General features: G+C 36.4%; 12 protein-coding genes. 7 read left to right on the forward strand and 5 right to left on the reverse strand.

The features are described from left to right. The first annotated feature begins 196 nt into the window (after nt 1-196). The 3 genes from ABIB40_RS07335 to ABIB40_RS07345 all read left to right on the forward strand — a co-directional run bounded on the left by ABIB40_RS07335 (nt 197) and on the right by ABIB40_RS07345 (nt 1,137). Nucleotides 197-502, forward strand: a complete 306-nt coding sequence (locus tag ABIB40_RS07335; protein WP_354357537.1) for a MauE/DoxX family redox-associated membrane protein — start codon at nt 197-199, stop codon at nt 500-502. Then, nucleotides 429-686, forward strand: coding sequence for a MauE/DoxX family redox-associated membrane protein (locus tag ABIB40_RS07340; RefSeq protein ID WP_354357539.1), 258 nt, complete (start codon nt 429-431; stop codon nt 684-686). Before ABIB40_RS07335 ends, ABIB40_RS07340 begins: the two co-directional genes overlap by 74 nt. Nucleotides 687-804: 118 nt before the next feature. After that, entirely contained in the window at nt 805-1,137 is a 333-nt protein-coding gene (locus ABIB40_RS07345; protein WP_354357541.1) for a hypothetical protein, read from the forward strand. A gap of 41 nt (nt 1,138-1,178) precedes the next feature. Here ABIB40_RS07345 and ABIB40_RS07350 read toward each other — a convergent pair whose 3' ends face one another. The 3 genes from ABIB40_RS07350 to ABIB40_RS07360 form a co-directional block, all read right to left on the reverse strand. Further along, nucleotides 1,179-2,546 (reverse strand): RagB/SusD family nutrient uptake outer membrane protein, encoded by a 1,368-nt coding sequence (locus ABIB40_RS07350; protein WP_354357543.1) that lies wholly within the window; start codon nt 2,544-2,546, stop codon nt 1,179-1,181. Between the two features lie 478 nt (nt 2,547-3,024). Further along, the gene (locus ABIB40_RS07355; RefSeq protein WP_354357545.1) at nt 3,025-5,730 is read right to left on the reverse strand and encodes a SusC/RagA family TonB-linked outer membrane protein; all 2,706 of its coding nucleotides are present in this window, start codon (nt 5,728-5,730) and stop codon (nt 3,025-3,027) included. A gap of 8 nt (nt 5,731-5,738) precedes the next feature. After that, complete coding sequence (locus ABIB40_RS07360; protein ID WP_354357547.1) at nt 5,739-7,097, reverse strand: TlpA family protein disulfide reductase; 1,359 nt, start codon at nt 7,095-7,097, stop codon at nt 5,739-5,741. A 1,385-nt stretch (nt 7,098-8,482) separates the two neighbouring features. Between ABIB40_RS07360 and ABIB40_RS07365 the strand changes: the two genes are divergently transcribed. From ABIB40_RS07365 to ABIB40_RS07380, 4 genes are all read left to right on the forward strand, one after another. Further along, nucleotides 8,483-8,881, forward strand: a complete 399-nt coding sequence (locus tag ABIB40_RS07365) for a hypothetical protein (protein WP_354357549.1) — start codon at nt 8,483-8,485, stop codon at nt 8,879-8,881. Between the two features lie 178 nt (nt 8,882-9,059). Beyond that, nucleotides 9,060-9,638, forward strand: a complete 579-nt coding sequence (locus ABIB40_RS07370; protein ID WP_354357551.1) for a KwaA family protein — start codon at nt 9,060-9,062, stop codon at nt 9,636-9,638. 3 nt (nt 9,639-9,641) lie between these two features. Continuing rightward, on the forward strand, nt 9,642-10,478 hold the full coding sequence (locus ABIB40_RS07375) for a hypothetical protein (RefSeq protein ID WP_354357553.1): 837 nt from the start codon (nt 9,642-9,644) through the stop codon (nt 10,476-10,478). A gap of 132 nt (nt 10,479-10,610) precedes the next feature. Further along, the gene (locus ABIB40_RS07380) at nt 10,611-11,288 is read left to right on the forward strand and encodes a hypothetical protein (protein ID WP_354357555.1); all 678 of its coding nucleotides are present in this window, start codon (nt 10,611-10,613) and stop codon (nt 11,286-11,288) included. A gap of 77 nt (nt 11,289-11,365) precedes the next feature. On the opposite strand, the gene ABIB40_RS07385 is transcribed toward ABIB40_RS07380, so the two are convergent. Beyond that, complete coding sequence (locus ABIB40_RS07385) at nt 11,366-13,081, reverse strand: type I restriction-modification system subunit M (protein ID WP_354357557.1); 1,716 nt, start codon at nt 13,079-13,081, stop codon at nt 11,366-11,368. Nucleotides 13,082-13,109: 28 nt separating this feature from the next. Then, a complete protein-coding gene (locus ABIB40_RS07390; protein WP_354357559.1) occupies nt 13,110-14,213 on the reverse strand; it encodes a PDDEXK nuclease domain-containing protein in 1,104 nt (367 codons plus the stop codon). Nucleotides 14,214-14,241 lie beyond the last annotated feature (28 nt).

The following is a 14,241-nucleotide window of genomic DNA, read 5'->3' on the forward strand; positions in this document are numbered from 1 at the left end:
TCAGCGAGAAACAACCTTCATGGATTCTAATTGAAATGGCATACCCGAAATAAGCAACAAATCTCAAACGATAGACATTTGTCCATTCCTTTTAAGACATAAGTCTATCCATTATCAGACATTTGCATTGTATAAATGCCAATAAGCGACTTAATTTTGATGTAAGAAAATTAACGGAAATTAATACCTAGGGGGCATGAAAAAGGAAACCATACTACAAATGATCAGCGGGCTTATTGCAGCGCTTTTCTTCTACGCTTCTTTTAGTAAGTTGTTAGATTATGACAAATCACTATGGGAAATGAAAAATCAGATTTTTCCTCCCGCGATGGCATGGCTACTCACATGGCTCATCCCGTTCTTAGAAATTTTATTGATGTGCACTTTGCTATTTCCGAAAACCAGAAAAAAAAGCATTGTGGGGTTCATTGATTACGCTAACCATATTCACTTTATACATCGCCATTGTGATGACGGGCATATTTGGCCGGATACCTTGTAGCTGTGGTGGCATTCTAAAAAACATGAGTTATGCCACACACCTACTATTTAACGTGTTCTTTATCGCCTTATCCCATATTGGGTTGGTCTTAGAAAACAATTGGAAGATAAACAACAGATGGTTTTACTTTAAAAAAGAAAGGAGGTTGCTTGACAATTTGATGAAACAACCAAAGCAGGATTAAAGCCAACCCTGCACATAAACAAAACAACAATAATTTGGTGGAGGTTTTGGGCTTCGTAAACCGACATTCTAACCTATCATGATGCTTAAACAGGTAGTGTGATACCAAAACATAAAACGTGAATAAAGTAACAACAGCAATTAAAAGTGTGAACAAACTAGGTTTGGGCGCAATGGCGATTATTGCAATCGCAATGATGAGTTTTAAAGCTCCATCTGATAATTTTGCAACAAAAAAATGGTCATTTGATTCTTCTGCACCTGCCGGATCGCAGTATCATGACATTACATCTCTGCAACAATCGAGCGGAACTGTAATTCGAGACTATCGATGTGATGATGCTGAAACATCTTGTACCAAAGAATACGACGCATCAATAGATCCAAACGTGAACCCAATGGCCACCCCATTGAGTACCGTTCAAGGAACATTTATTCTTGAAGACAACTAAAAAAATAAGTGCATCCAAAACCGATGCACTTGTTTTTTATATTATCTTTTATTCTGCTCTATTCCGCTCCCGTCTATTTCATTTTGTGGGATAGGAAAAACATATTTTTTATCATTAGGTTTAAGTATATATTCTTTACCGTTAATGGTTCGTTTCAGCGTTACTGCAAATTTGGCTTCTTGGTTGAGTCTCTTTAAATCAGCCCACCTTAAACCCCTAGACACCAATTCTTTTCTCCTTTCGTTAATGATTATTTGTATTGCATCATTAGCGTTATCGGCTTTAATCACTGGATAGACCGTTTTATTGTCCCAACGAGTGATCAAAAGCCTGTTCAGATCGTCCATAGCACCATCGATATCGTTTGTCCTAGCTTTGCATTCAGCCCTAATTAGGTACATTTCGTCCGTAGCCAGTCCAGTAAAAATTAAACGGTTCCCGGAATAGTTGCCCTTAAAAGTAATTATCCCATTGCCGCGGTCACGCATAAAAATCACTTTTCTTAGATCGTTATTTTTATAGAGTGAGGTTAAAGATCGACTTAAATTTAATGCCACCGAACTGCCGAAGGAATAATCGATGGTATTGTGGTAGAAAATCATCTCTGCTCCACCTAATGGTATTGGTCTTATTGATGATGGAGACAATGTATTATAATCTAGCAGCACTGGTGAGATCTTTATACATTCATCTGAATATTTTAGCGCATTCCGGTAGTCAGCATTAGCTAGGCTGATTCTAGCCATCAGCGCATAACATGCAAGTCTGGACGGCCGAAAGAAGTATGGCGCCGGTTTCTCAGGAAGTATTTGGAGCGCATTGTTCAGGTCTTTAAAAATCTGTTCATATACCATTTGTACTGTACCCCTTCCAGGTCTTTCATTTACGTCTGAACTAAGCTTTATGGGTATTCCGGCAGACTGATTTGCAGTTGCTGGTTCGTATGGTGAGGAGAATTCATCAGCCAGCTGATAAAAAGCAAATGCCCTATAAAAAAGCGCACTTCCTTTAATACTTTCCCATTGTAGTTTGTTCTCGGCTGTTATCTCGATCTTTTTAAGGCCGTCAATTACAACATTGGCATAAAATACTTGTTTATACGGAACCTCCCAATCAGACGATTTTTGCCGTTCGAATATATCATCAGCCCATACATAGGCGTTTCGTTCGCCCGGTGTATTGAAATTACTCAATGTTGCTGTGGAAAGATCGTATTCATCCGTCGATAATGCTGTGAGGCCCGTACTTAGGTTCATGACAGGATCATTGTCTAATATCCTTTGCATATCAAACAAAGTTGTTGGCACAAGCAAACTCTGATCAGGCTTAATGTCTAAATACCCCTTTTTGCAGGAAAAAAATATCGACAACAAAAAAAAGAAAAGGTAAATCGGTCTATAGAGTTTCATAATGGTTTAATTATTATTTTAAATCAATTTTAAGCCCCGCTGAAAGGGAAAATGGTACGTTGCCAAACTGGTTGTCTGGATCGACATCAAATTTTGTTGCTTTCCATACCATAAAAGGATTGGCTAGGTATATATAAATTTGGGCAAATTTTAATGGCAATGATGTGTTGCCGTTAGAATTAATGTTATAACTAAAGCGAAGATCCTGAAGCCTTATGTTATCTGCCCTATCCACAAGTATACTTGAGTAGTTGTAAAATAGATCTCGGTTGTTGTTGGGGCTGATAGGAATTGATGGTACAAATGTTTTAAATTCATCTCCAATCGTTTGCCATCTAAACGCATAATCTCCACTATTTGCACTTAACCCATAATCGTTATTGTAAGCGATTGAACTACTTCTAAAATAATAGCCTAAACGGTAGCTAATGTTGAAAGATATCGAGGCATTTTTATAACTGATGGTATTTCTTAATGATCAGAAAACAGCAGGCCTTTTTGACCCATTATAATTCAGGTTGCCTAGCGTCTCATGATCAAATATATCTATGTAATCTTTACTTATAGTTCCATTTACAAAACCTTGTGGGTCGCCACTACTTGGATCAAGCCCTGCCCAATCATAGCTATATAACGAATACAATGGCTTACCAACAAGAGGCAGTATTTGTGAACCTTGGATATAGGAATTGGCAGAAACCTGCATTCCGTATGTTTTAACTGTTTCCTTTAGATAACCAAAAGCCAAATCGGTTGTCCATTTTAGTGCTCCAGTTGTATTCTCGGTTGTCAACGCCATATCAATACCATGCCCCACTGTATTTGCTGTATTGCCCCTAAACATGGAGATTCCGGATGAAGGAGGGAAAGGTGTGTCACCAATCAAATCCAGTCCATTTTTGTAATAATATTCAATGCTGCCTGAAATTCTGTTTCGGTTCGTTGAGAAATCTAAGCCTGTATTTAATATTCTAACCCGCTCCCACCTCAATTCGGGGTTGGGTGGATTAATAATTGTAGCATAGGGAAGTTGGTAAGAATTTAGTCCCTTAAGCGATGCTGTAGAATAGGCTGAAACCGATTTATTTACACTTCCATTGTACCCATAGGTGGCTCTAAATTTTAAAAACGGCAGAAACTTGATGTTGTAGCCTTTTTCGTTGCTAATTACCCAGCTTAACCCACCCGACCATAGCGGAACCCCTTTCTGGTTGGTGGCAACTCCAAACAGGTTGCTTTTATCTAAGCGTGCACTGCCAGAAGCTGTAAACCTGTTATCGAACGTATAGGCTATATTCGTATAGTAAGATAGATATCTATCGTTAAATATTGCAGTTCCGTCTGCATTTGGTATAGATCCTTTTTGTGATGGATCATAATAATAAGGCAGGTTGTTGTCGGTATAATTTACAATTCCATTTTTTGCAAACTCCATATCATATCCATAATAGCGAAAATCCTTGTTTTGGGTTTCAGTATCCCTTACTTCAAAACCTGCAATGGCATTTATCTCATTTTTAGAAGTAATTTTCTTATTAAAATCCAGCTGTGCCCTTCCCGTATGGTTTATTGCTGTTTGGATGCTGTTGTCTAACATGCCACCCAAGGGCACTGGCCTTAGTAAAGCGGTTCCATTAACTTGAGTAAACCGGTTGATGAGGTCTCTGGCGAAGTAGCTTTCTGGCGTCCTATAGTTTTTTCCATTTGACCGAATATTGGTAAACTGGTATAAAAATGAAGCACTAAAACCGTCAAGAAATGTATACTTCAACCCTGTATTTAAACGGATGTTAAGCCTGTTGTTTGTATTGTCTGAGTTTTTCAATTCATTTAATGGCGAGTATGACCAGTCCAACAAACCGTTGTTTTGTACGGTATCGGTAAAAGAATTGCTCAGATTTTTAACGATTGTTAAAGGTTGCCCATTTTCATCAGCAAGTTGGGCGTATGGATAAATAGAATTGCTTATATAACCAGAGGTAATACCGCTTACGCCCGGATTATTGGTTTGAGAATTATTAAAAATTATTGAAGCTCCTGTATTTAATTCTAATTTATTGTCAAGGAGCCTAAATGTGTTGCCGGAATTAATGGTTAGCCGTTGATATTTATTTCCTACCAGATTTTCTTTATTCTTATCATTTCCAGTTGATAAATAATACGAATTATTTTTGCCACCACCATTAAACGAAAGTGCATATTGCTGATAGCTATTGTTCTGATAAACATACTTTTCAAAATCACGCCTTACATCATAATGTTTTAACGCTTCAATCTGCGCATCTATAGTTGTTGCATTTGCAGGAGTCAATCTTTTTTTAAGAAGCAGTTCAACTGCCGGTGTGAGCGGTTTGTAACCTGCAATGATGTCTGCATCATAATAACCATTATTAAACAATCTTTTTTCTATCTCAATATAGTCTTCAGAAGACAATCTGCTTCTTGCATATAAATCTGGTATAGAACCAGTGGTTATGTTATAATTGGCAGAGATTTGGACCGGCTGGTTTGCCTTGCCTTTTTTTGTAGTTATGACGATAACCCCATTCCCTGCCCGTGCGCCCCAAATAGACGCCGCAGCGGCATCCTTTAAAACACTCACACTTTCAACATCATTTGGATTGATGTCTTGAAGATTCCCCTCATACGGAAAGTTATCTATTACAATCAATGGTTCTGCATTTCCAAAAATAGTGCTTTGCCCACGGATGCTTATCTGGCTAGATCCAACGGTATTGAAACTTAAACCTGGAACTACATCTCTTAATCGGTCAATAATATTTGTACCTACACTACGGTTCAACAACTTGTTGTCCAATTGTACAAAAGAACCTGTCGACCTTTCTTTTGGCACTGTCTGATAACCCGTAGATATCAGAATTTCTTTCAGTTCATGATCTGTTGGTACAAGATTCACCAATAACTTAACGTTAAATGGCGGTAGAATCTCCAAAGCTTGATAGCCTATGTGAGTAACGGTTAGGGTATCGGTGCCATCGGCAATTAAAACAAACTTACCCTCGGCATTGCTATAGGTTACTTTGTTGTTGCCCTTTATTCGTATAGAAGCCCCGCTTATTGCAGCTTTACTTTCTGAAGCAATAATAGTTCCCTGAATGTTAGTTTGTGCAAATACATTTTTTAAAAACCCCAGCAACAGTAATAAGAGTATATATTTTTTCATTGTCGCAGTTATTTGGTGTTGGTTGGCTTTGATTTATTGTCAATCACAATTACGTCTGTTACGTAATCGTCTACTTCAAACTTTAGGTCGTATTTCGCCAGCTGTTCATTCAGTGCTTTTAGGTCAGAAAGCTTACTCTCAACTTTTATATCTACCCTACCTTTGTAATCGGTTCCGTCTACAATTGGATATGGGCAGTTCTGCATAAATTGAATTTCCATATTTGCCGGAATCAGAGGCAATACACTGTTCTTCAGTTCAAACCCAAGCCCCGAAAAATCGATAATAGGCTTTCCGCCATTAGATTTTAACTTGTCTATCGAGGATGTTCTTTTAAGCACCAAACATTTAACTTTTCTTTTTTCTGCATTGGCGCTGTATTCTGGAAATAAATTCTTTAAATCCCTTTTCATTAATTCAAACATTTCGCCATTCAGATTTGGCGGCACAATAAGTTCGTAGCAATAGCCATGGCCATTTTTTAGCCATTCTGTATAGTTTCTTCCTGTAATCTTACTCCTGAGGCCAATTTTATCATTGAATTTTAAAACAACTTTATTTGGGCCATAAAACCTATTATAACCACCATATGCAATCTGGTACATTTGCAACAGGGTACTGTTTCTCACGGTTACGGTTCCTTTAGCCTTATTAATAAAAGGAGTGCGTGTAAAACCTGATGCAATTCCTTCTGTATAATCTGTAAGTATGGAGTGGTACTTCATATTCCATCCATTGCCCCCATTTCCATCAATTAAAAAGGGCTTGTTGCCATCATAGGCAATTTTAAAGTCGCTCTTTCTGCTCATTTCCTCCTTCCCTGATAATGCTTCCAAAATGCGCTCCCTGTTCACTTCATTGCTTTCGGTTATCGCCCTGACTACCCCACTCCCATCAATCCAAACATAGTGCGGCAACGTAATATGCGGAAATAATTGGTGTAGTTCTTTTTCACCTGTCACCACAGGCAAATCATAATGTTTACCTCGCTGTTTTTCCAAATTTTCTAAAAATGGCAAAACCTCCTTTTCTGTTTGATAGGTTACCGAAAGGAATTGTATTTTATCGCCAAAAACCTTTTGTAGGCTATCCATTTTTGGGATCATTGCCACGCAGGGGGAACACCAGGTAGCCCAGAAATCCAATAGTATAAGTTTGCCCGTAAAATCTGAAAGTTTAGCCGTAGTGGCGGGTTTGCCGTTTTTGTCTTTATAGTTGTGTAAACTTGTTAACGTAACATCTGGCACCTTCTGCCCTATCTGTATACCTTTTAAGGTTACATCTATGGCCTTGTTCTCTTGTGCCAATGCCAAAAAGTTTAGACACAGTACTGCCATTACGCCCAGAAGCGTTATTTTCTTAATCATGATATTTGTTGGTTAAGTTTAAATTGGTTGTAGGTTTACTTAAAAAAACCTGCCGCCGTTAATTTATCAACCCTTATTTTATTTAGAAAAAGGCAGCGACAGGTTTAAGGCCTATCTACACCGGGTTTTTTGGCTTTACCGCGTAAAGCCGGTTGAAATGGTAGTGGTTGTGGTTCATTTTTATGGTTGTTAATGTTATTGTTGCACTTTACTTTAATATTCCAGTTAAATACGACAGCGTTTTTTCCAACGCTTTGGCTTGCCTCGGCTCGTCGCCGCCCGTAAATAAAATAACTCCCCTTCTTTTTTTAGGAGGGGCTGGGGGTGGTTATTGCGTGATTACCCCCACGCCCTGGCTCCGGCTTAAGATTCCCTTTCATCATGCTTCACTCTACCCCACGCTTTTGGCTTGCCTCGGCTCATTGCCGCCGAAGGGCTCCTTTCTTTTTCTTAGATAAAAAGTATTCAAAAAATCAAGGTAAAACGATCCTTCACCGCGCAAGCCATACACGTGGCTCGTCGTTTTACCAACCCAACGCTCCCTATCCCGTGGCTTGTTTGGTTGGTTGTTTGGTTGGTTGGTTAATCAAACTGATTTCTGACCTCCGACGTCTGACTTCCGACCTCCAACCTCTGACTTCCGACCTCTCCTTTTTAGACATAAACCAGCCTTTACCACCATTTTTTTAACGTGATTACGGAAAACCGTATAGGTTATATAGAAAAAGATGCCTACCTTGGTTTTGCGATAAACTATAGCTAGGACCTTTACTCATTTTTTGACGGTAAAGGGCTGGTATCAAACAAAATAATAAGCTGTTCCATTTCTGGCTCGGCGCTCTCCTTTTTTAAGCTTTTTTGGCTAAGGGACTTATTTTGCTTGAATATTTAAGGCAAGCTAGCTTGGTGAACAAATAACGTTCTTTATAAGTAGTTTAAGAGAATAACCATGCAGTGCCTCCTGGAGGAACTGGTAAATGGCGGAGCTGAATTTTTTCGTTTTCATAAACGGTTAATTGGTTATGTAAAACGATGTGTACCCGCAAAGCAAGAAAGGAAACCAGATTGGTACGAAAACCAATAAGGCGAACCCCAAAGCTTTTGAACGTGGTACCGTCAAGAACCGACTCAAACCGAGGTTTGAGTTTCACAAAAGACTAACATGAAGTCCGCCCTATTGATTAAGCTTCCCAAAGGTAGCAAAATGCAATAGATCTGGCGAACTCACGGTCGGCTCATGTGAAAGTTTGACGGTTTTCGTTCATGAGTGACATCGTAAAAAGCAAGACTTAAGCCTTACTCTATTTGTCGCTATAATTAACTGATAACAAATATAGTAAAAGTTTGTGTACAACTCAAACTTTTATTTTAATTTTTTCTAGAATTTGGAGAAGAAAAGCAATAAGAGTATAAACACGATTAAAAATGCCGCTAAAGAAGCTGGAGCTTCTTCCAGATTAATATCGCTGTGGGTTGATGTGGATTATACAACCGTAAGTAATTGGAGCTCTAATAAGTACCAGCCAAATGATGATAACTTAAATCAAATAGGAGAATTACTTCAAAAAGATAATCGTGATTTATTGGAATCACAAGGACGTTTGGATACGGGTTTAGCCAAAGCACTTGAAAAAGAACTTAAACGTCTGCATAAAGAAGGGGGTCTTCCTTACGAAGTTGAAAAACTTGACAAGAAAAAAGGGATAAATGTTAAAGTAAATAATCCAGAGTTGATTAGGAGGTTGAGGGAGTTTGCGGAAAAGTATAAAAATAATAAAAAATAAAATGGCGATAGAGAAAATAAAGAAATAGTAAACCCCTAAAATAAAACAATATAAACCATTGATTTATACCGCCAAATAGAGATATTACGGCATGTTTTTAACGCAAAAGATAGTCCTACAAAAAATTAAAAAACAGAAAAGAAATAACCAAATGGAATAATTTATAAAAAAGTATTCAATGTTTTCAAAGCTAATAAAACTAACGTTTGCAATTACCGCCTATGCGCCAGTCATCTTGATTTGGTGGATTGTTACTGTTTATAGCATTTTAAATTCAGGTAAAAATATTGGTTTTATTGATTTTTCAAATTTTAAGTTTGTTGATTTATTCAATAGAATAAACTTAATTTTTATTTTTTTATTTTTGGTATTTATATGTTGGTATATTTTATACCTGGCGACAAATGAACTTACTAGAAACAATATTCAAGTGAAGTCTATCAAAAGTTCCGACCTTAATATGAATATTTTGATTTTCAGCTACTTTCTTCCTTGCATCGAAATTTACAAAAAAGACGATATTTATTTAATCAGTTGGACTATAGCGCTTTGCATTATTGTTTACATAAACAAAGGGACATATTTCTACAATCCACTTATGAAAATATTTGGCTATAGTTATTATGAAATAGCTACAAAAAAAGAAGTAACCTATTTGATGATTTCAAAACAGAAATTAATAAATATAAATGAAATAAGTGCATACTCTCAATTGACTGATTTTGTGCTATTAAATTCTACTAATTCCAAAATATAGAATATGCCAAACCCAACTTGCAATTTTTTCGCAATATTAAAAGACGACACGGTAAGGAAAATCGACTTACTACAGACAATTACCGCTGATATTAGAAAGGTTTTTATAAATATTGGTAGTTCAGTCTTAAATGACGATGTTGAAGAAATTTTATTTGATGGCAACTTTAACATCCAAGATGAAGAAATTCTTTACGTAGAACTTCAATTACCTGATAATGTTATTGAAGCCAATACAAACCCTATTGGATTAAAAGAACTGAATTTAACTACGGATGAAATTAAGACACTATTTTGGGTTGAAGAGAATGTTTATTATTTTCAAAATTTTGATAAAAGAAAATTATTGAAAAACAAAAATGTAATCTTTTGGGACAAGAAAACTTTCAATAAATTGACGAACGATGCTTTAATTGTAGATAATATTGTAAATGCTATTCATAAAAATAATAAACTGTACTTTAAGTCATATGCAAATGCGAATAAAATTTTCAGTTTACTATCCTTTTTTGAAGCCGCAAGTGATGAGGTAATTGATTTATTTGCGAACAACGACACATTAACTGTTGATGCAACTTGGCTAAAAGAAAACGGGAACACTATTATCAAAAAGCAAATCACTCTAATTTATAAGAGTAATGTATTAACAAATGCTAACCCGAAAAAAATTAAAACTTCCGCAAATAAATTTAATTTAAAAATTGATTTAATTGCCGGAAAGTTAATTTTGCCAAATGATAAAAATCAATGTAAATGCATTCTCTCATTTTTAAATGAACAGTATTATATTGGTCTAATTACTGGAAAAAAATTTAGAACAAATTCAAAAAGAGACGCATAAACACAGAAAAAAATACAGGCCGAAACGGCGAACCGCTAATAAGGGTCTTGCGATGATGGGCGAAAATGCAAATTGAACGGTAGTTCATCGATCGCACCATTTCATTAAGCTGTAAATGTTACAAACCATTGTATGCCATCAACACCTAAAGATATTTTTAAACATATTGGACTCCAAATAAAGGGCCAAGTTAAATGGAATACTTCTATTCCTTTAGACAAATGTGGTCTTTATGTAATTGCGTTGACTGATGTTCAAGATAAAATGATTTGCCACACAATTCCACAATTTAATGATTTAGCAATTGGCAACTGGCTTTCGACGGTTAAATCGAGGAACAAGCAAATTCTTATAGACAACTTAATCGCAAATAGCCAAGACATTAAGAACAGACTTTCCAAATTTTGGCTACCTGATGAAACTGTAGTATATATTGGTAAAGCAGGACCCTTACCTAGTAGAACGTTGAGAAAACGTGTTGACGAATATTATTCCACAAAGCTTGGCTGTGACAAAAAACACGCAGGCGGCCATTGGCTGAATATTTTGAACAACATTAATCAACTTACAGTATTTTACTGCGACTATGTGCACAATGACATAGGAGAAAAAGAAGAAGAAATGCTATCTTACTTTATAGAAAGCGTATCAATAAATACAAAAAAGAGTCTTTATGACATGATAAATTGTTTCCCTTTCGCAAATAAGGAAATTCATCGTCATTCATTAAAAAGCAAAATCAAAAAGAATCACGGGCTGAACAATCAAACAATTTACTGTGGTCAAAAGTGGAGAAAAAATGGCCCATAAACAGCAAAGGCTTCGTTGGTACTTTGTGCTCAGCAGTGATTCAAAAAACCGCATTAAAAAACAGCTTATAATAGAGTTTAAATCTCCTTCAAGCCCAATTCCCTTAAAAATTGATTGTGTGTTGCGGTATTCGTTGCGATACGCTCGTTAATAAAAACCAATTTTTCATTCACTTCTCCCAAATCAATTTTTACTTCATCTAGTGAAGTGCTAACATATCTTGAAATATTAAGGTTATAGCCATTATTCTCAATCTCTTCCATCGACACTTTACAAGAATAACGTTCTTCGGTTCTACGGTACTTGTAAGTTTCAATGATTTTTTGAATATCGTTTGGTTCGCCGTTCTCCCCTTCTCTTAGCGTATTTTGTCTTTTCCCTTTTTCAAAATGTTCGCTGGCATTTATAAAAAGCACATCATCTTCTTTTTTACATTTCTTCAATACCAAAATACAAACTGGAATTCCTGTGGAATAGAATAAGTTAGACGGCAAACCTATAACCGTATCAACATGGTTGTCTTTTAATAATTTGGTTCTAATTCGCTCTTCTGCACCGCCACGAAACAATATGCCATGTGGTAATATGATGGCCATTGTACCTTCTAATCCTAAAAAGTGAAAACCATGTAATAAAAAAGCAAAATCGGCGGCCGATTTAGGTGCTAAACCATAGCTTTTGAAACGAAAATCATCTCCTAAAGCATCAGTTGGTTCCCAGCGTAAACTAAAAGGCGGATTGGCTACAATGGCATCAAATTCTGTCTTTTTTGAAGGATTCATTTCATTTAATAAATCCCATTGATTGAGCAAAGTATCTCCGTGGAAAATCTCAAACTCGGTATCTTTCATGCCGTGTAACAGCATGTTCATGCGGGCAAGGTTGTAGGTGGTAATGTTGTTTTCTTGCCCAAATATTTTACCAATACTGCCCTTATTGCCTTTAATACGCTCACGTACGTTTAATAATAAAGAACCCGAGCCACATGCAAAATCCAGCACTTTATCTAGTTTTTTCTTTTTACCGGTTGAAGGGTCTTGACTATCTAAGGTTACTATTTCAGAAAGGATGGTAGAAATTTGTTGAGGCGTATAAAACTCTCCTGCTTTTTTGCCAGAACCAGAAGCAAACTGCCCAATTAAATATTCGTAAGCATCGCCCAACGTGTCAGCATCAGCAGAGAAATCATTGATGCCTTCAGAAATCTTCTGAATAATGGTACAAAGTTTTTTGTTTCTATCTGTTGAGGTTTTGCCCAGTTTCTCGGAATTGAGATTGATTTCGGAAAATAACCCTTGGAAGGCGCTTGCAAAAGATTCGGTTTCAATGTACCTAAAGCCTTCTTCTAAAGTCACTAGTAATTCGTTGTTTTGCGTACGAGCTAATTCTGTAATGTTACTCCAAAGATGTTGCGGTTTAATTACATAATGCACCTTTCTACGCATCTGCATCTCAAAATCTAGTATTTCTGAAGGATTTTCATGATACCATTTGCCAAGAGGAGAAATAGGAATTTGTTTAAATTTATCTATACCATCATTTGAATGATTACGGTTCTTTTTTTCTAATGCTATTTCTTCATCGTCTTTTTGAACGGTAATAAAAAGATTTTCCGTTGGGTAATCTTTACCCAATTCCTTCTTTACCGATTCCTCATAATTATATGACAAGTATCTTAGAAAGAGAAACGAAAGCATATAATCACGGAAATCATCTGCATTCATTGCCCCTCTTAAATTATCTGCTATATCCCAAAGGGTTTTACCCAGTTGTTTTTGGTCTTTCTGTGTCATTAAAATATTTATTGTTTGATAGGATACCTTAATTATTATTCATATTACTATCCTGCTCACTGGCTTTTATTTCATTTATCAATAATTCTTGCAATTCATCTTTGGGTAGTAAAAGTTGATATTCGGCCACGCCTATGGGTTTGTTGATGTCTTGTAAGGCTAATTCCACATCAAGGTGGTCTTTATCGGCACAAAGTATAATGCCGATAGATTGGTTTTCTTCCCCGCCTTTTTCAAACTTATCAAGCAATGAAAGATACAAATTCATTTTACCTACGTATTCGGCTTTAAAACTTCCTATTTTCAATTCTATAGCTACCAAAGAACGCAAACCTCTGTGAAAGAAAAGTATATCCACGAAATACTCTTTGCCGTTGTATTCTAAGCGATGTTGATTACCAATGAATGTAAAACCTTTGCCTAACTCTAAAACAAAGTTTTTGATTTTGGCAATGAGCCTTTTTTCAAGCTCGAATTCTTTTACGGGTTCGGTAATGCCCAAAAAGCCCAAATTGTAGCTACTTTTAAAAACTTCGTTAGCGTACTCCGCACTTATGGCAGGAAGCGTTTGGTCAAAATTACTAGTTGAAATTTTGTTTTGAGCCTGTCCATAACTATCCATTTTTATGGCGTTAAGCAACAAATCTCTCGTCCAACCTTTTTCGATGGTTTGCTGTATGTAGAAAAAAGAGGCTTTGTACTCTTTTACTTTGGAAATAAGAAGCGTGATATGTCCCCAAGGGATTTTTGTAACAACCTGTGGCAAAAATTGGGCATCGGGCTGTTCACCAAATTCATCAACAACTTGCTGATGGACTTTATATAATTGGTTTTCAGCATTTTTTAATTCATCAACAACTTGTTGATGAATTGAAAAATAGTTGTAAAATAATCTGCAGTAACGCAAATTTGTTACCGAAAAACCGCCTGCATCTGGAAATTCTGATTTTAAATCTGACGATATTTGTTCAAAAAGTTTGCTGCCCCAGACATTTTCTTTTTCCGTGATCATTTTACCCAATTCCCAATATAACAAAATAAGTGCTTGGTTTACCGACAACGCCGCCTTGATTTGTGCCGAACGGACTTTCCCTTTCAGCTCAACTATCCACTGTTTGTATTCTTCTGTCATTATTTACCTATGCGTTTTTTTAAAAAAG

Origin of the sequence: Pedobacter sp. UYP30 (assembly GCF_040547165.1) — a bacterium.
Taxonomy (GTDB): Bacteria; Bacteroidota; Bacteroidia; order Sphingobacteriales; family Sphingobacteriaceae; genus Pedobacter.